At 73.2% G+C, this 22672-nt stretch carries 2 protein-coding genes; both read left to right on the top strand.

Going from position 1 to position 22672, the window contains the following annotated elements:
* The first annotated feature begins 11 nt into the window (after positions 1–11).
* Positions 12–14534 (top strand): amino acid adenylation domain-containing protein, encoded by a 14523-nt coding sequence (locus ACFY8O_RS30115; protein WP_387907917.1) that lies wholly within the window; start codon positions 12–14, stop codon positions 14532–14534.
* Positions 14531–22105, top strand: coding sequence for an amino acid adenylation domain-containing protein (locus ACFY8O_RS30110; RefSeq protein ID WP_387907914.1), 7575 nt, complete (start codon positions 14531–14533; stop codon positions 22103–22105). The genes ACFY8O_RS30115 and ACFY8O_RS30110 overlap by 4 nt, the downstream gene beginning before the upstream one ends.
* Positions 22106–22672: the final 567 nt, after the last annotated feature.

The following is a 22672-nucleotide window of genomic DNA, read 5'->3' as shown; positions in this document are numbered from 1 at the left end:
TGTGACTCGGAATGCGCGAAAACGACTCCCTCCCCTCCTCGCACACGGTTCCCGACGAGTCCTTTGGGATCACCGAGGCACAACAAGGCGTCTGGTACGGACTGCTGGTCGATCCGGACAGTCCCAAATACAACATCGGAGAGTGCTTCGAGATCCGCGGAGGCCTCGACGAAGCGCTGTTCGCCGCAGCCCTGGACAGGGCCGTGGCGCTGTGCGACAGCCTCAACGTGGAGTTCGAGGTCAGGGACGAGACCGTTCGCCAGCGAGTCGTCCGTCGCCCCCAGGCCGGAATCAGCCGGCTACGCCTGGTCGACCTGTCCCGTGCCGACGACCCCGTCGCTGAGGCCGAGCGCTACCTGGCCGACGACATGGCCGCCGTCCACAGGCTCGATGCTCCGCACCACCACTTCGCGCTGCTGCGTCTCGGCCCCCGACTGCACTACTGGTACGTGCGCTTCCACCACATAGTCGTCGACGGCCTCGGTGGTGCCGTCTTCGCCCGTACCGTGGCCGATCTCTACGGGCGTGCAGCGCGAGGCGAGAACCTCGCCGAGGCCGAGCTGCCCGCCGCGCCTCTGCGCGATCTCGTCGCCGACGAGATCGCCTATCGCGGATCGGACCGGTACGAGGCAGACCGTGCCTACTGGACCGGCCGGTTCGCGGACCGGGCCGCCGACCGCGGAGAGGGCCCGGCCGAGGCCGGGGACGAGGAGGACCCGCAGGGCGGCCGGCCGCTCATCCGGCGGCGCAACGATGCCCCGTCCGCGGCGGCCCCGGGCGGGCCGGAGGTCCAGCTCCACACCGGAGAGACGCTGCCCGTCGCCGTCTTCGACAGCCTGCGCCGCCTCGCCGCCGCCCACCGCACCACCTGGAGTGCCGTCCTCGTCAGCGCGGTTGCCGCGTACGTCGGCCGGGTCACCGGAATGCGGGAAGTCACCGTGGGCCTGGCATCCAACGGCCGGCACGGCGGACTGCGGCACATCGTCGGGATGACCGCCAACATCCTGCCGCTGCGCCTGACCGTCACCTCCGACATGAGCGTCGGCACCCTCGTCCGCGCCGTCGCGGCCGAGATGCGCGCGGCCCTGCGCCACCGTCGCTTCTCCCGTGAACAGCTCGCCCGTGAACTGAACATGGCCGACGACCCGGCCCGCCTCAGCGCTGTCGTCGTCAACATCATGGGCTACGACTACGACCTCGATTTCGCCGGCAGCCCCGGAGCCTCCCGCGTGCTGTCCGTCGGCCCCGTCGACGACCTGTCCTTCTTCGTCTCCGAACGGGCCGAGGGGACGGGTCCGTTGATCGGCTTCGACGCCAACCCGGAGCTGTACCGCACCGAGGACGTGCGGTTGCACCAGCAGGCCGTCCTCTCCTTCCTGGCGGCTCTGGCCGAGGCGGAGTCCAGCACCGCCGTGGGGGACCTGCCCTACCTCGACGAGACCACCGCAACGGCCCTCCTCGCGCAGGGGCGTGGCGCCACGCTCCCGTCGGACTGCGCGCCCGCGACCCTGCCGGAGGCGTTCGGCGCCCAGGTACGCCGGACGCCGGACGCCCCCGCGGTGGTGGACGGCGCCACCACGCTCTCGTACCAGGACGTGGCGCGGAAGGCGACGGCCCTGGCGGGTGCGCTGGCCGGCTGGGGTGTCGGCGCCGAGGACGGCGTCGGCGTCCTCGTGGGTCGTTCGGCGGCGGTGGTGGCTGCCACGCTCGGCGCCATCGGTGCGGGAGCGGCGTACGTACCGATGGATCCCGGCTGGCCGGCCGAACGGCTCGCCCGCGTCGCCGAGGCTGCGCACGTCCGTGCCCTCGTGGTCGATGAGGCGGCGGCCGATGAGCTCTGGGTGCGAGAGGCGGCCGCCGGCCTGCCGCTGGTCGTCGTCGACGCTCTCGGCGGAGTCTTACGCGGCGCTCCGCCACGGCCGGGCCCGCTGCCCTCCTTCACACGCGGGGACCGGCTCGCCTACGTGATGTTCACCTCCGGCTCCACCGGCCTGCCCAAGGGCGTCGGCGTCACGCACGCCGACGTGGTGGCGCTGGCGGCCGACAGCACCTGGAAGAACGGGGTCTGCGACGCGGTGCTGATGCACTCGGCGTACGTCTTCGACGCCTCCACGTTCGAGATCTGGGTTCCGCTGCTGAACGGCGGACGCGTGGTGGTCGCGCCCAGCGGTGTCGTCGAGGCGCGGACGCTCCACGACATGGTGCACCGGCACGGTGTCACCGCGCTCTTCCTGACCACGGCGCTGTTCAACGTGGTGGCCGAAGAGGATCCGAAGGCGTTCGCCGGGCTGCGCATGGTCGCCGCGGGCGGCGAGGCCGCATCTCCCGGGCTGATGCAGCGGGTGGCCGCCGCGGCGCCCGCGACGCTCGTCCTGCACGTGTACGGGCCCACGGAGACCACGACGTTCACCGCCCGTCACCCGGTCGCCGCCGGCACCGAGGGCGTGCCGCCCATCGGCCGGGCCCTCGACGGGACCAGTCTGTACGTGCTGGACGACTCCCTCGCCCTGGTGCCGCCCGGCGTGGTGGGGGAGCTGTACGTGAGCGGCCGCGGCGTCGCCCGCGGCTACCAGGGGAGCCCCGCGCCGACCGCCGCCCGGTTCGTCGCCGACCCGTACAGCACACGCGGCGGCCGCATGTACCGGACCGGCGACCTCGTGCGCTGGACCGGCAGCGGCCACATCGAGTACGTGGGGCGTGCGGACGGACAGGTCAAACTCCGCGGATTCCGCATCGAACCGGCCGAGACCGAGAGGGTTCTGCTCGCCGAACCCGAGGTGCACGGCGTCTGCGTCGTCGTCCGTGAGGACATACCCGGCGACCGCCGGCTCGTGGCCTACGTCGTGCCCGCCCCGGGCGCCAGGCCGGACGGCTCCGACCTGGCCCGCCGCGCCGGGCGCACGCTGCCCGCGTACATGGTGCCCTCCGCGTTCGTCACCCTTGACGCCCTGCCCCTCAACGCGAACGGCAAGATCGATCGCCCCGCCCTGCCCGCCCCCCGCGCCGTCGCGACCACGGGCCGGGCACCGCGCACCGCGCACGAGGAGGTCCTGGCCGGCCTCTTCGCGGACATCCTGGGCGTGACCGCGGTCGGAGTCGACGACAACTTCTTCTCCCTGGGCGGTCACTCGCTCCTTGCCACGCGTCTCATCGGCCGCGTGCGGGCCGCCCTGGGCACCGATGTCGGCCTGCGCACGCTCTTCGACCACCCCACGGCCGCCCGACTGGCCGCGGTCCTGGACTCCACGGCGGGCACCCGGCCCGTCCTCTCCCCGCAGCAACGGCCCGAAGCGGTACCCCTGTCCTTCGCGCAGCAGCGCCTCTGGTTCCTCAACCGGGTGGAGGGGCCCAGCGAGACGTACAACGTTCCGCTCGTCCTCGAACTCGACGGCCCTCTGGACGCGGATGCGCTGCGCGGTGCCCTGGCCGACGTGATGGCGCGCCACGAGAGCCTGCGCACCGTCTTTGCCGAACACGACGGTGTGGCCCGTCAGGTCATCCTCGACGCGGAGGCAGCCGCAGCGCTCGCCCCTCTCGTCGTCGAGGAGCCCCCGGCCGACGAGGCCGCCGACACCTGGGCCGGCGCAACGCTGCGACGCCTGACCACCAGGCCCTTCGACCTCACGGCCGACCTCGCGGTCCGCGCCCATCTGCTCCGCCTGGGCCCCGCCCGCCACGTCCTGGCCCTCGTTCTCCACCATGTCGTCGCCGACGGCTGGTCGCTCGGCCCGCTCTGCCGTGATCTGGGCACCGCCTACCGCGCCAGAAGCGAGGGCACGGGTACACCCGACTGGGCCCCGCTGCGCGTGCAGTACGCCGACTACGCCCTCTGGCAGCGCGGACTGCTCGGCGACGACGGTGACCCGGACAGCCTGGCCGCGACCCAGCTCGCGTTCTGGGAGGGTGCGCTGCACGGTGCTCCCGATCTGCTCGACCTGCCTCTCGACCGGCCCCGGCCGGCCGTGCCCAGTCATCGTGGTGCGGCCGTTCCCTTCGAGCTGCCCGCCGCTACGCACGCCGCGCTCATCCAGTTCGCCCGCACTGCCGGCTGCACCCCGTTCATGGTGCTCCAGGCCGCACTCGCCGTGACGCTGCGGGCGTACGGAGCGGGCTCCGACATCTCGATCGGGACCGCCGTGGCCGGGCGCACCGAGGAGGCGTTGGACGATCTGGTCGGGTTCTTCGTCAACACGGTCGTCCTGCGTGCCGACCTGTCAGGCGACCTGACGTTCCGTGAGCTGGTCGACCAGGTGACGGCATTCGACATCGCCGCCCTCAGCCATGGCGACCTGCCGTTCGAGCGGATCGTGGAGGCCGTGAACCCCGAGCGGTCCAGCAGCCACCACCCCCTCTTCCAGACCATGCTGGTGCTCCAGAACCAGGACCGGGCGGTCCTCGATCTGCCCGGTGTCACCGTCCACGACAGGTCCCGCCACCGTGGGGGAAGCAAGTTCGACCTCACGTTCTCGCTCACCGATCTCACCGAAGTCAGCGGGGCCGCAGAGAGACCGGTCGGGAGTCCCGCAGAGGTTTCCGGACCCGGCGCAACCAGTGACCCTGCGGGGTGTGCACCCACGGAGACCCGGTACGGCGCCGGAGGCATCGGCGGATACCTGGAGTACGCCACCGACCTCTTCGACGCCGCCACCGCCCGTGCCCTGTGCGGCGCTCTCGCCCGCATCGTCACCCTGGCCGTGACCGACCCCGGCCGGGCCGTCAGTGACCTGGACCCGCTGTCCCCGCAGGAGCGGGAGAGCCTCCTGGCCCGGGGGAGCGGCGCGGAGGTGCCGCTGCCCGCCCGCACCGCTCCCGAAGAGGTCCGGGAGCAGTCCGTGCGCACTCCCGATGCCGTCGCCGTCCGCGACGCGCACGCACGGCTCACCTACGCCGAGCTCGACGCCCGCGCCGACGCCCTCGCCCACGTCCTGCGCGAGCGCGGCGCGGGCCGCGGTACCAGGGTGGCCATCGCCGCCCCGCCCTCCGTGGACACCGTCGTCGCCATGCTGGCCGTGCTTCGGGCCGGCGCCGCCTATGTGCCCGTCGACCCGCAGTACCCGCCCGCCCGCATCCGCCATATGCTCGACGACGCCCGTCCGGTCCTGCTGCTCACCACCGGCGAGATCCACGCCGGCCTGCCCGCCCACGACTTGCCGTGGCTTGCCCTCGACGTCCGGGCGGCCCGGTCCACCGGCCCCGCCGGCCCGCTCCCCGGCCCACCCGGCCCGGCGGACCCCGCCTACGTCATCTACACGTCAGGTTCCACCGGCCGCCCCAAGGGCGTCATCGTCTCGCACGGGGCCCTGGCCAACCACATGGCCTGGATGGCACGGCACCTGGCCATCACGTCGGAGGACCGGGTCCTCGCACGGACCTCCTCCAGCTTCGACGCCTCCGTGTGGGAGGTGTGGCTCCCGCTGATGCACGGCGCGGAAGTCTGTGTGCTGCCCGAGGGCGCGAACACGGAACCCCTCACCCTCGTCACCTGGATGAGCCGCTTCGGCGTCTCCCTCGCCCAGTTCGTGCCCTCCCACCTGGCCCTCGTCCTCACCGAAGCGGCCCAGGCCGCGCCGCTGCCCCGCCTGCGCGCCGTGCTGTGCGGCGGCGAGCCGCTGCCGCGCGCCCTCGCCGACGAGGTCGCCGAGCTGTGGCGGACCGAGGTGCACAACCTCTACGGGCCCACCGAGGCGACCATCGACGCGACCGTCCACCGCGTGACCGGCCGGGAGAACAGCGGGCAGGCGGGGGTCACGCCGTACGAGACCGTGCCGATCGGCCGCCCGGTCGACACCATGCGCGCCCACGTCCTCGACAGCCGGCTGCGTCCCGTTCCGCTCGGTGTCACCGGAGAGCTGTACCTGGCGGGCCCCAATCTGGCCCACGGCTACCTGGAGCGGCCGGGGCTGACCGCCTCACGGTTCGTCGCCGACCCGTTCCGCGGCGCGGGCACCCGGATGTACCGCACGGGCGACCTCGTGCGGTGGACCCGCCAAGGCCTGCTCGACTACGTGGCGCGCGCCGACGACCAGGTCAAACTGCGCGGCTTCCGGATCGAGCTGGGCGAGGTGGAGGCCGCACTCCTGGCCCACCCCGGTGTCACGGCCGCCTGCGCCGTGATCCACGGGGCCGGGGCCGGCGGGCGCCTCGTCGCCTACGCGGTCACCGGTGACCCGGACGTGCGGCCCGTCACCCTGCGGGACGCCCTCGCCGAGACCCTGCCCCACCACATGGTGCCCGGCACCGTCGTCATCCTGGAGGCCCTTCCCCTCCTGCCCAACGGCAAAGTGGACCGGCGGGCCCTCCCGGAGCCGTCGGCGGGGCCCGCGTCCGTCGACGCGGCGGAGCGGCACTCCCTTCCGGAGAGCCTGCTCGCCGGCATCTTCGCCGACGTCCTGCAGCAGCCCCTGGTGGACCCGCACGCGAGCTTCTTCGACCTCGGCGGCCACTCCCTCCTCGCCATGCGGGTCGTGAGCCGCGTCCGGGCCGTCCTGGGCGTCGAGATCGCCGTCCGCACCCTCTTCGAGCACCCGACCGTCGCGAGCCTGGCCCGCGTCCTCGACCTGCAGGGACCCGCCCACCCCCCGGTGTCGCCCGCCGCGCGGCGGCCCGATCCGATGCCGCTCTCCTTCGCCCAGCAGCGCCTGTGGTTCCTCAACCGGCTCGAAGGACCCAGCTCCGCCTACAACATCCCCCTCGTCCTCGAACTCGACGGCGCCCTGGACACGGACGCCCTGCGCGCCGCCCTGCGCGACATCCTGGAGCGGCACGAGGCGCTGCGCACCGTGTTCCCGGAACGCGACGGCGTCCCGCACCAGATGATTCTTCCGGCCGACGACGTGACACCTCACCTCCCGGTCGTGAGCACGGCGCCCGCCGACCTGGAGGCGGCCGTCCTGGACGCCGTGCGAGAACCGTTCGACGTCGTCACCGACCCGCCGCTGCGGGCCCTGCTGCTGCGCTCCGCACCCGGGCACCATGTGCTCGTGCTCGTCCTGCACCACATCGCGGGCGACGGCTGGTCCCTCGCCCCGCTCGCCCGACACCTCGGCGAGGCCTACGAGGCCCGCCTCACAGGCCGGGAGCGCGAATCCGTGCCCGGCACCCCGCTCCAGTACGCCGACTACACCCTCTGGCAGCACACCGCCCTGGGCGACGGGATCGCACCGCACAGCGTCCTGCACCGGCAGCTCGACCACTGGCACACCGCCCTGGCGGGCCTTCCCGGCTTGATCGACCTGCCCCTGGACCGGCCCCGCCCGGCCCTCACCGACCCGAGGGGAGCCGTCCACACCTTCGACGTGCCACCTGCCCTGTACGACCAACTCCTGCATCTGGCACGGGAGTCCGGCAGCAGCCTGTTCATGGTCCTGCAGGCGGCGGTGGCCGCCCTGCTGCACCGCCACGGCGCGGGCGACGACATCCCGCTCGGCTCGCCCGTCGCCGGCCGCACGGACGAGGCGCTGGAGGACCTGGTCGGGTTCTTCGTCAACACGCTCGTCCTGCGCACGGACCTGTCGGGCAACCCGACCTTCCTCGACCTGCTCGCACGGGTGAGGGAGTTCGACCTCGCCGCCTACGCGCACCAGGACGTCCCCTTCGAGCGCCTCGTGGAGAGCCTCAACCCGGTCCGGGCACACAACCACCATCCGCTGTTCCAGACCATGCTGGTCCTTCAGAACCAGCAGACCGTCCGTCCGCACCTGCCGGGCCTGACGGTCGTGGACCGGCTCGTCCACAACGGGCTGAGCAAGTTCGATCTGACCTTCGCCTTCGGCGAGACGCCGGGCGCGGCGGGTCTCACCGCCGGGATCGAGTACGCCACGGCCCTCTTCGACCGGTCCACCGTCGAGGCACTCGCGGACCGCCTGATCCGGCTCCTGGAGCAGGCGTCCGCCGAGCCCGCTCTGCCCGTCGCGAGCTACGACCTCATGACGCGGAGCGAGCACGCCCGTGTCACCCGGTGGGGATCCGGCCGCGGACTGCCCGCCGCCGACGACGCCACGCTGCCCGCCCTCTTCGCGGCCCAGGCCCACCGCACTCCGCAGGCGGTGGCCGTGTCAGGCGACGGCACGGCCCTCACGTACGCCGAACTCGACCGTATCTCCGCCGATCTCGCCCGCGCCCTGGCGGGCCTCGGCGTCGCCCCCGAGTCGGCGATCGGCGTGCTGCTCACCCGGTCGCCCGCCCTCGTCCCGGTATCGCTCGGTGCGGTCCGGGCGGCCGGCGCCTACGTTCCGATGGACGCGCGCTGGCCCGCCGAGCGGCTCGAACAGGTCGCCGGGGTGGCGGCCGTGCGCGTCCTCGTCGTCGACGAGGACGCCTTCGCCTCCCCGTGGGTGACCGCGATGGCGCGGAAGGTTCCGGTCGTCGTCGTGGACCGGCTCGGCCGGATCCTGAGGGGCGCGCCGGAAGGCGTCCGCCCCGCCCCCGCCCCCGCCCCAGTCCCGGGCCCCGGAACCCTCGCCTACGTGATGTTCACCTCCGGCTCGACCGGTCTGCCCAAGGGTGTCGGCGTCACGCACGCCGACGTGGTGGCGCTGACCGCAGACTCGGCCTGGCAGGGCGGCGCCGCCGATGCGGTGCTGATGCACTCGGCCTACGTCTTCGACGCCTCCACGTTCGAGATCTGGGCCCCCCTGCTGCGCGGCGGCAGGGTCGTGGTCGCGCCGGAGGGCGTCCTGGAGGCCGCCGTCCTCGGCGATGCCGTCCAGGAGCACGGTGTGACCGCGGTCTTCCTGACGACAGCCCTGTTCAACGTGATCGCCGAGACCGATCCGGGCGCCTTCGCCGGCCTCCGGCTGGTCTGCGCCGGGGGTGAACTGGCCTCCCCGGACGCGATGCAGCGAGTGGCCGGCGCGGCCCCGGGCGTGCGCGTCCTCCACGTCTACGGACCCACCGAAACGACCACCTTCGCCACCCGTTACGACGTGACCGCCGGCCTGCCCTCGGGCCCGCCGCCCATCGGGCGGCCCCTGGACGGCATGCGGGGGTACGTCCTCGACGGGTCCCTGAGCCCGGTCCCGCCGGGCGTGGTGGGCGAGCTCTACCTGGCCGGCCGCGGCGTGTCGCGGGGGTACACGGGGCTTCCCGGCCTGACCGCCGCACGCTTCGTGGCCGACCCGTTCGACGCGCAGGGCGGGCGCATGTACCGCACCGGGGACCTCGTCCGGTGGACGCGCGACGGGCAGATAGCCTACGTGGCCCGCGCGGACAACCAGGTGAAGCTGCGCGGATACCGTATCGAACTCGGTGAGATCGAGGCCGTGCTGGCCTGCTGCGACGGCGTCGCCGACTGCCTCGCCGTCGTCCGTGAGGACGCGCCCGGGGACCGGCGGCTCGTGGCCTACGTCGTGCCCGCCGCCGGGGCGCGCCCCGAGGCCGCCGAACTCGCGCGGGCTCTCGGCCGGTCCCTGCCCGCCTACATGGTGCCCACCGCGTTCGTCCTGATCGAGGCGCTTCCGCTGACCCTCAACGGCAAGGTGGACCAGCGCGCTCTGCCGGTGCCCGCGCAGCGTCCTCCGGTCCGCGGGCGTGCCGCCCGCACCGCGCTCGAGGAAATCGTGTGCGGGCTCTTCACCGACGTGCTGGGCCTGGACGAAGTGGGCGCCGACGACGACTTTTTCGCCCTGGGTGGCCACTCCCTGCTCGCCACCCGGCTCGCCGCACGCATCCGTGCCGCGCTGGCCGTGGAGGTCCAGGTCAGGGCCGTCTTCGAACACCCCACTCCCGCAGCCCTCGCCGCTGTGGTGCAGGGTGCCGAGGAGGCCCGGGTTCCGCTGGAGCGGGCCGCGCGGAGGCCCGATCCGCTGCCTCTGTCGTTCGCCCAGCAGCGTCTGTGGTTCCTCAACCGGCTCGAAGGGCCCAGCGCCACGTACAACGTGCCGATGGTGCTCCGCCTGGACGGGCCGCTCGACGCGGACGCCCTGGAGAGCGCCCTCGCGGATGTCGTGGAACGCCACGAGAGCCTGCGTACCGTCTTCCCCGAGACCGACGGCGTGCCGCGCCAGCTGGTCCTCGACGCGGGGAGGGCCGACCTCGACCTGACGCCCCGCGACACCGACCCCGGCCGTCTCGACGAAGAGCTGAGCGCCCAGGTGGCGCACACCTTCGACGTGAGTGCCGACCTGCCCGTACGGGCCCGGTTGCTGCGGCTCGGAGCCGAGGCCCACGTGCTCGTGCTGCTCGTCCACCACATAGCCGGCGACGGCTGGTCCCTCGCCCCCCTCGCCCGTGACCTCGGCGCCGCCTACCGGGCGCGCGCCGACGGCGAGGAGCCCTCCTGGACGGAACTCACCGTCCAGTACGCCGACTACACCCTCTGGCAGCGCACCCTGCTCGGATCCGAGGACGACCCGGCCAGCCAGGCCGCCCGCCAGCTGGACTTCTGGCGCACCGCACTCGCCGGCGCCCCCGACCTGCTCGCTCTGCCGTACGACCGGCCGCGGCCCGCTGTCACCGGGTACCACGGCGACGCGTTCGCCTTCCCCGTGGACGCGGACACCCACCGCGCACTCGCGGAACTTGCCCGAGCCCGCGGATGCAGCCTGTTCATGGTGCTCCAGGCGGCCCTGTCGGTCCTCCTGTCCCGGCACGGAGCCGGTGAGGACATCCCGCTCGGCACGGCCGTGGCCGGGCGCACCGACGAAGCCCTCGACGACCTGGTCGGCTTCTTCGTCAACACACTCGTCCTGCGCACCGACCTGAGCGGGAACCCCACGTTCACCGAAGTGCTCGACCGGGTGCGGGAGTTCGACCTGAATGCCTACGCCCACCAGGACGTGCCGTTCGAACGGCTGGTGGATGCCCTCAGCCCGGTGCGGGCACAGAACCACCACCCGCTCTTCCAGACGATGCTCGTCCTCCAGAACCAGGCGGACACCACCCTCGGTCTCCGAGGCCTCACGGTGACGGAACAGCCCGTACACACCGGGATCAGCAAGTTCGACCTCACCTTCACCTTCACCGAGACCCGCGACGGCGCGGGCCGGCCCGCGGGACTCGGGGGAGTCCTGGAGTTCTCCACCGAACTGTTCGCCCCCACCACTGCGCACGCCCTGGCCACACGCCTCACCCGTCTGCTCGCCGCGCTCGCCGCCGACCCCGGGCGGCGCGTCCACACGGTCGGCATCCTGGACGAGACGGAACGACAGAGCCTGGACCGGGCCGCGCACGGCCCGGTCCGCCCCGTGGAGGCGCGCACGGCCGCCGAGGCGTTCCGTGCCCAGTGCGCCAGAACGCCCGCCGCGATCGCGGTACGGGACGGATCGAACCGGCTGACGTTCGGTGAACTGGACGCCCTTTCCGACGACTTGGCGCACCACCTGCACGACCGGGGAATCGGACGCGGCGGCCTCGTCGCCCTGGCCCTGGAGGGCACGGCCGACCACGTCGTCGCGATGCTGGCGGTGGTCAAGGCGGGCGCCGCCTACCTGCCCGTCGACCTCGAATACCCCGAGGCCCGGATCGCCCACATGCTGGACGACGCCCGCCCGGCGCTGCTCCTCGCCCACGGCACCGAGCGCGCCGCGGGCTGCGCGGACTCCGTGCCCCGCCTCGCACTGGACGACCGGGCCACGTGGTCCACCGGACGCGCAGCGCCGCCCGTCGCCGCGGCGGATCCGCTCGACGCCGCTTACGTCATCTACACCTCGGGTTCCACCGGCCGGGCCAAGGGCGTCGTCGTCACCCACGCGGCCCTGGTCAACCACATGGCGTGGATGGCCGGCCACCTGGGCCTCACCGACGAGGACCGCGTCCTGGCCCGCACCTCGCCGAGCTTCGACGCCTCGGTCTGGGAGACCTGGCTGCCGCTCCTGCACGGCGGCTCCACCTGCCTCGTGCCGCCCGCGCTCAACCACGCTCCGGCCGGGCTGCTGGCCCGCATGCGGGAAGCCGGGGCGACCCTGGCGCAGTTCGTGCCCTCGCACCTCTCGGTCATCCTGAGCGAGACCGAGGGGCAGGAGGCGCCCGCCGCCCTGCGAGCCGTGCTGTGCGGCGGAGAACCCCTGCCCCGGTCCCTGGCGGCGCGGGCCGGACGGGACTGGGGAGTCGAGGTGCACAACCTGTACGGCCCCACCGAGACGACGATCGACGCCACCGCCCACCACCACCGCAGCGAGGAGACGGACGCCGTCGTGGGGGACGGGGGAGTGCCGCTCGGCCGCCCCGTCGACAACACCCGTGCCTACGTCCTGGACGCCGGGCTCCGGCCGGTGCCGCCGGGTGTCATCGGCGAGCTCCATGTCGCGGGCGACGGCCTGGCCCGCGGCTACCTGGGGCGCCCCGGTCTGACCGCCGCCCGGTTCGTCGCCGACCCGTACGGCCCTGCGGGCAGCCGCATGTACCGCACGGGCGACCTCGTCCGCCGCGATGCCGACGGCTTGCTCACCTATGTCTCCCGCGCCGACGACCAGGTCAAGCTGCACGGCTTCCGAATAGAACTCGGCGAGATCGAAGCCGCCCTCACCGCACTCGACGGCATCACCGCAGCCTGCGCGGCCGTACGCGAGGACCGGCCCGGTGAGCGGCGCCTGGTCGCCTACACGGTCCCCGACAGGAATGACGCCGGTCCGGCCGACGGGGAACTGCGCACCCGGCTGGCATCGGTACTGCCGCCGTACATGGTGCCCGCCGTCTTCGTACCGCTGGACGCGCTGCCGCTCCTGCCCAACGGCAAGATCGACCGGAGGGCCCTGCCCGCCCCGAAGCGCTCCGCCGTCACCCGGCCCGGCGGGGAGCCGCGCACCCCACAGGAACGCGTGCTGTGCGACGTGTTCGCCTCCGTCCTGCACGGCCCGGCCGTCCGCACGGACGACGACTTCTTCGCGCTCGGCGGCGACAGCATCCTCTCCATCCAGCTCGTCAGCCGTGTCCGCGAGGCGGGAATCGGGATCACTCCGCGCGATGTCTTCGTCCACCGCACCCCCGAGGCCCTGGCCGCCGTCGCCACCGCTCTCGGCGAGGACTCCGGCGGGCCGGCCGAACAGGGCACCGGCGAGATGCCGCCGACTCCCATCGCCGCCTGGCTCCTCGAACGGCCCGGCAGTACGGACGGCTACAACCAGTCCGGGGTACTGCGCACACCCGCCGGGGCCGACGCGGACACACTCGTCGCCGCCCTTCAACTGCTCATCGACCACCACGACATGCTCCGGCTGCGGGTCGGACGCTCCGCCGACGGTGAACCCGTCCTCGAAGCCCAGCCGGCCGGCGCCGTTCAGGCCCGCCACCGCTTCGCCCGCGTCGGCATCGCCGGCCTGGACGCGGAGGCCGCCCGTGCCGCCGTCACCGAGGCGGGCGAACAGGCACGCGGCCGTCTGAGGCCCGTGGACGGGAACGTGATCGAGGCCGTGTGGGGGGACGCCGGACCGCACAACCGCGGGCGCTTGCTGCTCGTCGTGCACCACCTGGCCGTCGACGCGGTGTCCTGGCGCATCCTCGCCGCCGACCTGGCCCGCGCGTGGCAGACGGTCACGCAAGCCGCAGCCGACGGCGGGCGCCCCGCCCCGGCCACCGCGCTGCCCGCCGCCACGACCCCGTACCGAGCGTGGGCGCACCTCCTCGCGTCCCAGGCGCGCGGTGCCGCACGCGAGGCCGAACTCCCGCTGTGGCAGGACGTGCTGAGCACGCCGGATCCCCAGCTGGGGTACCGGCCGCTCGACCCCCACCTGGATACCGCCGACCGGACACGCACCCTGGTCACGCACCTGCCCGCCACATGGGCGACGTCTCTGCTCACCACGGTCCCCGGCGTCTTCCACGCCGGCGTGGAAGACGTCCTGCTCACCGGCCTGGCCCTCGCCGTCTGCTCCTGGCGGACGGAACGTGCCGCGCGCCTGGGGGAGCCCCGGCCGCACGGCACCGCGGTCCTCCTCGACCTGGAGGGACACGGCCGCGAGCAGATCGCGGACCACCTCGACCTCTCCCGCACGGTCGGCTGGTTCACCAGCCTCTACCCGGTCCGGCTCGATCCCGGCCCTCTCGACGCCCGCGACCCCCGGCGCTTCGACGCCGCTCTCGTGGAACGCGCCGTCAAGCACGTCAAGGAGCAGTTGCGCACGGTGCCCGACCACGGCGTCGGCCACGGAATGCTGCGCCACCTCAACCCGGCGACGCGCTCCCGGCTGGCCACGGCGGCCGCACCCCAGATCGGCTTCAACTACCTGGGACGGTACGTCTCCTCGCAGGAGGAGGCGGGCGACGGCGAGGGAGCCGACTGGGACGTCCTGCTGGACGGCGGCCGACCACGGAGCCAGGACCCGGACATGCCCGTGCACCACGTCATCGACATCAACGCGCACACCGAGGACCGTCCCGACGGTCCGCGCCTGGTGACGCGCTGGACCTGGCCCAGCGACCTCCTCAAGGAGGAGGACGTCGGCGCCCTGTCCGAGGCGTTCGTCCGCGCGCTGCGCACCATCACGGAATACGCGCAACGACCCGATGCGGGCGGCTACACGCCCTCCGACCTTCCCCTGGTCTCTCTCGACCAGGCACAGATCGACCGACTGCAGAACAAGTGGGGTGGACGCAAGTGACCGGGTTCCGACTCGAGGACGTACTACCGCTGACGCCGCTCCAGGCCGGCATGCACTTCCATGCGCTGTACGACTCCCACGCCGTCGACGTCTACACCGCGCAGTTCGTCTTCGAACTGCGGGGAACCGTCGGCGTCCGGGCCCTGAGGGCCGCCATCGCCAGCCTGCTGCGCCGGCACGCCAACCTGCGGGTCGGCTTCCTCCACGAGGATCTGGACGAAGCCGTACAGGCCGTCGCCGCCGAGGTCCCCGTTCCGCTGGAGGAACTGGACCTGACCGAAACGGGGGGCCCCGGTACGACGGAGGAGCGTCTCACGGCCTTCCTCGCAGCCGACCGCACCCGCCGCTTCGACCTGACCACCCCGCCCCTGATGCGGTTCACGCTGCTGCACACCGGACCCCGGCACCACAGACTCGTCATGACGAGCCATCACCTCCTCTTCGACGGCTGGTCGATGCCCCTCCTGGTGCGGGAACTGTTCGAGCTGTACGCGTCGGAGGGTGATGACAGCGCCCTGCCGCGCGTCACCCCCTACCGCACCTACCTCCAGTGGCTGGCCCAGCAGGACCGCGACAGCGCTCTGGCGGCCTGGTCCACGGCCCTGGCCGGGATCGAGGCACCCACCCTGCTCGCGGGACCCGGCAGGACGGGCGCCTCGGCCTCCGCCGAACTGCCCGAGACCCTCGTCCTCGACCTGGACGCCGCCACGACGCACCGGCTGCGAGACGCGGCCCGCGCCCACCGGCTCACGCTCAACACCCTGGTCCAGGGGGCCTGGGGCCTGGTACTCGGGCACCTCACCGGACGTTCCGACGTCGTGTTCGGCGCCACCGTTTCCGGCCGCCCGCCGGAGATTCCCGGCATCGAGTCGATGGTCGGCCTGTTCATCAACACCGTGCCGGTACGGCTGCGCCCGATACCCGGTGAGACCCTGGCAGCCCTCCTGAACCGGCTTCAGGAGGAACAGGGCGGTCTCCTCGGCAGTCAGCACCTGGGACTGACCGAGATACGGGGCGTCACCGGTCTCGACGAACTCTTCGACACCCTCACCGTCTTCGAGAACTACCCCTTGGACGACGAGGCCCTGCGCACCGCGCAACAGCGACTGCCCGGCCTGGCCATCACCGGCTTCAGCGGCACGGACGCGGCCCACTACCCCCTCACCCTCACCATCGCGCCGGGGGACAGCCTGAGGATCACCTTCGGATACCGGGCTGCCGTCCTGGACCGCGAAGCGGTCACGCGCACCGTCGACCGCATGCGGCGCCTGCTGGCAGTGATGGCGCAGGGACTGGACTGCCGCGCCGACACCATCTCCCTCCTCCCGGACGGTGAGTACGAGAGGCTGCTCGCCCAGGGAGCCGGCCTCGAACTGCGCGGCGAGCCGGAGGGGAGGAGCATCCCGGACGCGGTGGCGGAACGCACGGCCCGCCACCCGGACGCGGTAGCCGTGTCCGGTGCGGGCGAGCACCTGACCTACCGGCAGCTCCGTGACCTGTCGGACGACCTGGCCGGGGCGCTGACCGGGCTCGGAACCGGCTTCGAGGACGGCGTCGGCATCCTCGTGGCCCGCTCGACCGCCACGGTCACCTCCTCCCTGGGCGTCCTGCGCGCAGGAGCCGCCTATGTGCCGCTCGATCCGCGCTGGCCCCTTGAGCGGCTCAACAGCGTGGCCGAAGTGGCCGGCCTGCGCGTCCTGATCGTCGACGACAGCACGCGCACGCACCCCTGGGTACGCCAACTCACGCCGGACATACGTGTGCTGACAGTCGACGGCGCAGGACGTGTCCGGCACGGGCGCCCGGACACCCCGGGTACCCTCCCGCCTCTCGCGGGCGGAACCCGGCTCGCGTACATGATGTTCACCTCGGGCTCCACCGGACGGCCCAAGCCCGTCGGCGTCACCCACGCCGACGTGACAGCCCTCGGAGCCGACCGGAACTGGGGCGACGGCGCGGCCGACGCCGTCCTGCTGCACTCGGCGTACGTCTTCGACGCCTCCACCTTCGAGATCTGGACCCCCCTCCTCAACGGAGGCCGCGTCGTCGTGGCGCCGGAGGGCACCCTCCAGCCCGCCGTGCTCCGGGACCTCGTCGCCCGGCACGGCGTGACAGCGGCGTTCCTGACGACCGCCCTGTTCAACGTGCTGGCCGAGACCGACCCGGACGCCCTCGGGCTGCTGCGCCTGGTCGCCACCGGAGGTGAGGCCGCCGCGCCCGGCATCCTGCAGCGCCTCGCCACCGCTCACGCGGACGTGCGCCTCCTCCACGTCTACGGACCCACCGAGACCACCACCTTCGCCACCCTCCACCGCGTGCGCCCCGAGGACGTCCCCGGCGGCGTGGCCCCGATCGGCCGACCGCTCGACGGCAGGCACGCCTACGTCCTGGACGCGGCGCTGCGGCCCGTCCCGCCGGGCGCCGAGGGGGAGCTGTACGTCGCGGGAGCCGGTGTCGCGCGGGGCTACCTGGGGCGGCCCGGTCTCACCGCCACCCGGTTCGTCGCCGACCCGTTCTCCGGTACCGGGGCCCGCATGTACCGCACCGGCGACCTGGTGCGCCGGGACGCCGACGGCACCCTCCACTACGTGGCCAGGGCCGACCAGCAGATCAAGCTGCGCGGCCACCGCATCGAACCCGCCGAGATCGAGACGGTGCTCCGCGCCGACCCGTCCGTGAGCGCCGCCTGCGTCATGGTCCGCGAGGACCTGCCCGGTGACCGGACGCTGACCGCCTACGTCGTCGCCGCTCCGGGCCACACCCCGCAACCCGGGCCGCTCGCCGCGCACGTGGCACTCCACCTGCCCGCCTACATGGTGCCGGCCGTCATCCAGCCCCTCGACGCGCTGCCGCTGACTCCCAACGGGAAGCTGGACCGGGCCGCGCTGCCCGCAGCCCCCACTGTGCCCGGGACCCCGGGCCGGACGCCGCGCAGCGGCCTCGAGGAGATCCTCGCCGGGCTGTTCGCCGACGTGCTCGGCGTGCCCCGGGTGGGCGTCGACGACGACTTCTTCGCCCTGGGCGGCCACTCCCTGCTCGCCACGCGGCTCGTGGGCCGTGTGCGCACCGCCCTGGACAGCGAGACAGAGATCCGCACCCTCTTCGAGAACCCCACCGTCGCGGCGCTCGCCACCGCCCTGGAGAAAGGGAGCCGTCCCGCCCGCCCCGCCCTCGTCCCGCAGGAGCGCCCGGCCGTCCTCCCGCTGTCGTACGCGCAGCAGCGCCTGTGGTTCCTCCACCGGCTCGAAGGCCCCTCCGCGACGTACAACATCCCCTTCGCCGTGCGCATCGACGGGCCGCTCGACACGGGAGCCCTGCACCTGGCCCTGGGCGACGTCGTGCGTCGGCACGCAGCCCTGCGCACCGTCTTTCCCGAGCACGACCAGGGCCCGTACCAGCACATCACCGCGCCGGACGATGTCCTTCTCCCGCTGGTGCCGGAAGCCGTCGACGAGGACAAGGCCGCTGACCGGATCAGAGCCGCCGTGGCCGAACCCATCGACATCGAACACAGCCTTCCGCTCAGGGCGACGCTCCTGCGCCTGGCCGACGAGGCCCATGTCCTGGTGCTCGTGATCCACCACATCGCCGCGGACGGCTCGTCCCTGGCACCCCTGGCGCATGACCTGGGCACCGCCTACCGGGCCCGGGCCCGCGCGGAGGACCCCGCGATCGGCGCACCACCCGTCGACTACGCCGACCACACCCTCTGGCAACGCCGCCTGCTCGGCGACGAGCAGGACCCCGAGAGCGTCCTCTCCCGTCAGCTCGGTTACTGGAAGGACGCGTTGCGCGGGCTCCCGGAGATAGTCGAGCTGCCGTGGGACCGGTCCCGCCCGGCCGTGCCCCAGCACACGGGGGCCACCTGCGACTTCGCCGTCGACCGCACCACCTCGCGGCAGCTCGCGGACCTCGCCCGGAGCAGCGGATGCACCCTCTTCATGGTGCTCCAGGCCGCCCTGTCCACCGTGCTGTCCCGGCACGGAGCCGGCGACGACATCGCGCTGGGCACAGCCGTCGCCGGGCGTACCGACGAGGCAGCCTCGGATCTCGTGGGCTTCTTCGTGAACACGCTCGTGCTGCGCACGGATCTGACGGGCGACCCGACGTTCCGTGAACTCCTGGCCCGTGTCAGGGAATTCGACCTCAGCGCGTACGCCCATCAGGACGTTCCCTTCGAGCGACTCGTCGAGCTGCTCAACCCCGCCCGCTCGCAGAGCCACCATCCGCTCTTCCAGACCATGCTCGTCCTTCAGAACCACGCCGCTGCCCCCGCCATCGACCTGCCCGGCCTCACGGTCAGCGGCGTGCCGGTCGACGCCGGGGTCAGCAAGTTCGACCTGTCGTTCACCTTCACCGAGACCTACGAGGACGACGGCGCCCCCGGCGGCCTGCGGGCCACGGTCGACTACGCCACGGAGCTCTTCGACGCGACCACGGTCCACGCCCTGGCCGACCGGCTGGTTCACCTCCTCGGGGCCGTCGTCGCGGACCCGGATCGCCGACTGCACGCGTACGACGTGCTCACCCCGGCCGAGCGCACCCGCCTCGCCGACTGGGGAACCGGGCCCGTCGAGGAACTGCCCGCGTCCACATTCCCCGAGCTCTTCGCGCAGAGGGTACGGCGCGCCCCGGGGGCCCCGGCCGTCCGTGACGTGGACACCGTACTCACCTACGGCGAACTCGACGCCCGCGCGGGCGCCCTCGCCGGCCGCCTCGCCGCACGGGGCATCGGCCCCGAGGACCGGGTTGCGATCGCGCTGCCCCGCACGCACCAACTCGTCGTGTCCGTGCTCGCCGTTCTCAAAACGGGAGCGGCATACGTGCCCCTCGACCCCGACTACCCCGCCCAGCGCCTGTCCTACATGATCGAGGACGCCGGCCCGCGACTGCTGCTCACCACCCCCGCCATCCACCGCCGCCTCCCCGCATCCCCCGTGCCCCACCTCTACGCCGACGAGCTCGGGGACAGCTCCACGACGGGCGCGCACCCCACGGCCCTCACCGGGACCGCTCCGCCCCCGGACCCGGATCATCCGGCGTACGTCATCTACACCTCGGGTTCCACCGGCCGCCCGAAGGGCGTCGTGGTCACCCACCGCGGCATCGGCGCCATGGCCAGGACGCAGAGCGAACGGCTGGGCGTCACCCGGGACAGCCGTGTGCTGCACATGGCGTCCGTCAGCTTCGACGCGGCGTTCTGGGAGTTGTGCATGGGTCTGCTCTCCGGCGCCTGCCTGGAGATCGACGAACGCGACGCCCTGCTGCCCGGCCCCGACCTCGCCGCCCTGGTCCGTGCGCGGGGCATCACCCACCTCACCCTGCCGCCGGCCGCACTCGCGGTGATGCCGCCCGGCTCGCTGCCCGCGGGCACCACGATGGTCCTCGCCGGCGAGGCGTGTGCGCCGGCCCTGGTGCACGCCTGGGCGCGTGACCGGTTCCTAGTCAACGCCTACGGGCCGACGGAGACGACGGTCTGCGCCACCATGAGCACGTTCCAGCACGCGGACGGTCCGCACGCCCCCGACCGCGCGGTGTCCATCGGCGCCCCTGTCAACGGCACCCGGGTCCACGTCCTGGACGACCGTCTCGAACCCGTGCCGCCCGGTGTGACCGGTGAGCTGTACGTGTGCGGTGACGGAGTCGCCCGCGGGTACCACGGGCAGCCCGCTCTGACGGCCTCCCGATTCCTGGCGGACCCGTTCGACCGCGCCGGGGGCCGCATGTACCGCACGGGTGACCTGGTGCGCTGGACACCGGAGGGGGAACTCGTCTACGTCTCCCGGGTCGACGATCAGGTCAAGCTCCGCGGTTTCCGCATCGAGCTCGGTGAGATCGAGGCGGCGCTCACCGCCCTGCCCGGTGTGGCCGCGGCCTGCGCCGCCGTCCGGGAGGACCGCCCCGGCGACCGGCGCCTGGTCGTCTACACCGTGCCCGCGGACGGTGCGCGGGGACCGGACGAGGCCGAGGTGCGCGCGCACCTGGCCGCGATCCTGCCCGAGCACATGGTGCCGGCCGCCCACGTCAGTCTCGGCGCCCTGCCCGTCACCCCGAACGGCAAGACGGACCGGCGCTCCCTGCCCGCCCCCCGGCACACGGCCCCGGCAGGAGGCCGCACGCCGCGTACCGCACGCGAACAGGCCCTGTGCGAGGTGTTCGCGGAAACGCTCGGCGTGCCCGAGGTAGGTGTCACGGACGACTTCTTCGCCCTTGGCGGCCACTCGCTGCTGGCGGTGACCCTGGCCCGGCGGATCGGCGAGCGGTGCGGACGGCGACCCTCTCTGAGGGCCGTGTTCGCCGCGCCCACCGTCGAGGGCGTCGACCGGTTGCTGGGACGCGAGGCGGGGGAGGAGAACCGGAGGGAAGAGACCGGTCCCGACCTGGCCGCGGAGGCCCGGCTGGCACCGGACATCTCCAGCACGACGCGTGCGGCCGCGACCGTCGCCCGCAAGCCACCGCGCCCTTCGGCCCGCCCTCTGCTGACCGGAGCCTCCGGCTTCCTCGGCGCCTTCCTCCTGCGCGATCTCATCGAGACGACCGGCGGCCCCGTGGACTGCCTCGTACGGGCAGAGGACGAACACCGCGCGGCGGACCGGCTGCGGACCAATCTGGAGCAATACGGCCTGTGGCGCCCCCGGTACGCGGAACTGATCCACCCCGTTCCGGGCGACCTCGCCGCCCCGGGCCTCGGGCTCTCACCCGCTGACCGCACCGCCCTCGTCCGTCGCCTCGGCCCGGTCCTGCACAACGGCGCACGCGTGAACTTCGCCGCCGCATACGGTGATCTGCGGGCCCCCAACGTGGCCGGAACCGAGGAGTTGCTGCGACTGCTCGCCGACTCGGCCTCACCGGGCATGCACTACGTCTCGACCACAGGCGTCTACGCCCCGGGCTCCGGCTCCCGTCCCGTCGTCATCACGGAGTCGACGCCGACGGGCCCTTCCTCCGCCCTGCCCGACGGGTACGCGCAGAGCAAGTGGGTCGCCGAGCAACTCGTCGGCCTGGCCCGTGGACGTGGGCTGCCGGTGACGGTCCACCGGCCGGGCCGCATCAGCGGCGACACCGCCACCGGCGCCTGTCAGGACCGTGACCTGCTCTGGCAGCTCATCAAGGGCTGCCTCCAGGCGAGGGCGGTCCCGGACCTGGCGCACGTGTCGACCGACTGGGTCCCCGTGGACTACGTCAGTGCGGCGGTCGTGGCGCTCTCCGCAGCCGGACGGACGGACGTGGAGACGTACCACCACACCAACCCGGATGCGCCGGGGCTGGACCGCGTCTTCAACGCGGCGGCCGTCCTCGGGCACGATCTGGAAACCGTCTCCGTGGCGCAGTGGCAGGCCCGTGTGGCGGCGCAACCCGACAACGCGGCGCAACTGTTCCTCGGCGATGCGGGGAGGACCCGGCCCGAGACGACGGACCGGCGCCGTTTCGACTCCCGACGGACAGAGGACGCCGCGGCGGCCGTGGGCGTGCGCCGGCCACCGTTGACCGACGAGGTCCTGCAGCGCTACCTGACGTACTTCCACGAATCAGGCTTCCTGCCCGCGCCGGGGGTGCCCACGCGGTCGTAGCGGTCACCAGGACGCCGGGCGCCGGACGCCGGGCGCCCGGTGCCGGGCGTTCCGTCCGCCCGCCTGATGCCGGTCTCGCCGTCCGCACGAGGCCCTGGCCCCGGAGGGCGGCGCGCACGGGACCGCGGGCCGGGGCCGTCGCGGCGGCGGAAGCGGGCGGCGGGCTCACGAGGGGGCGGGGGCACGGTCGGCGGGCCGGGCCCACGTCATGGGGCCGCCCGCCGCTACGCGCCCTCCCGGCCGGGCACGGGAGGCCGTCCCGGTCCCCGGCCGGGTACCTCGACGTCGGGAGAACGAGTCGATCGAGGATCCCGGAGCGAGGAGACATCGGCGCCGGGCCCGTTTGGTTCGCATATCAGGCGTCTGGTTGTGGTTCTGGGCGGTCAGCGTGATCGCCTGAGCAGTGATTCGCGAGGGAAGTGCCTTATGTACGACGCCTCGCAGCAGTTGACCACAACTGATCGCTTCGCAGAGTGACCACGGGACGACATCGGCGTCGTTTGCCGACAAGCGTGCCGATTTGCCGACCGTGCTGCGTCGTCTCCACCGATGCCAAGGGTCGGGCCG

Source organism: Streptomyces argenteolus, from assembly GCF_042902585.1.
GTDB classification, from domain to species: Bacteria; Actinomycetota; Actinomycetes; order Streptomycetales; family Streptomycetaceae; genus Streptomyces; species Streptomyces argenteolus.
This window is presented reverse-complemented; position numbering and strand designations above follow the sequence as displayed.

What these genes read in the sequence shown, in the direction of transcription:
- ACFY8O_RS30115 (WP_387907917.1), top strand. Translation starts at nt 12, where the DNA reads ATGCGCGAAAACGACTCCCTCCCCTCCTCGCACACGGTTCCCGACGAG.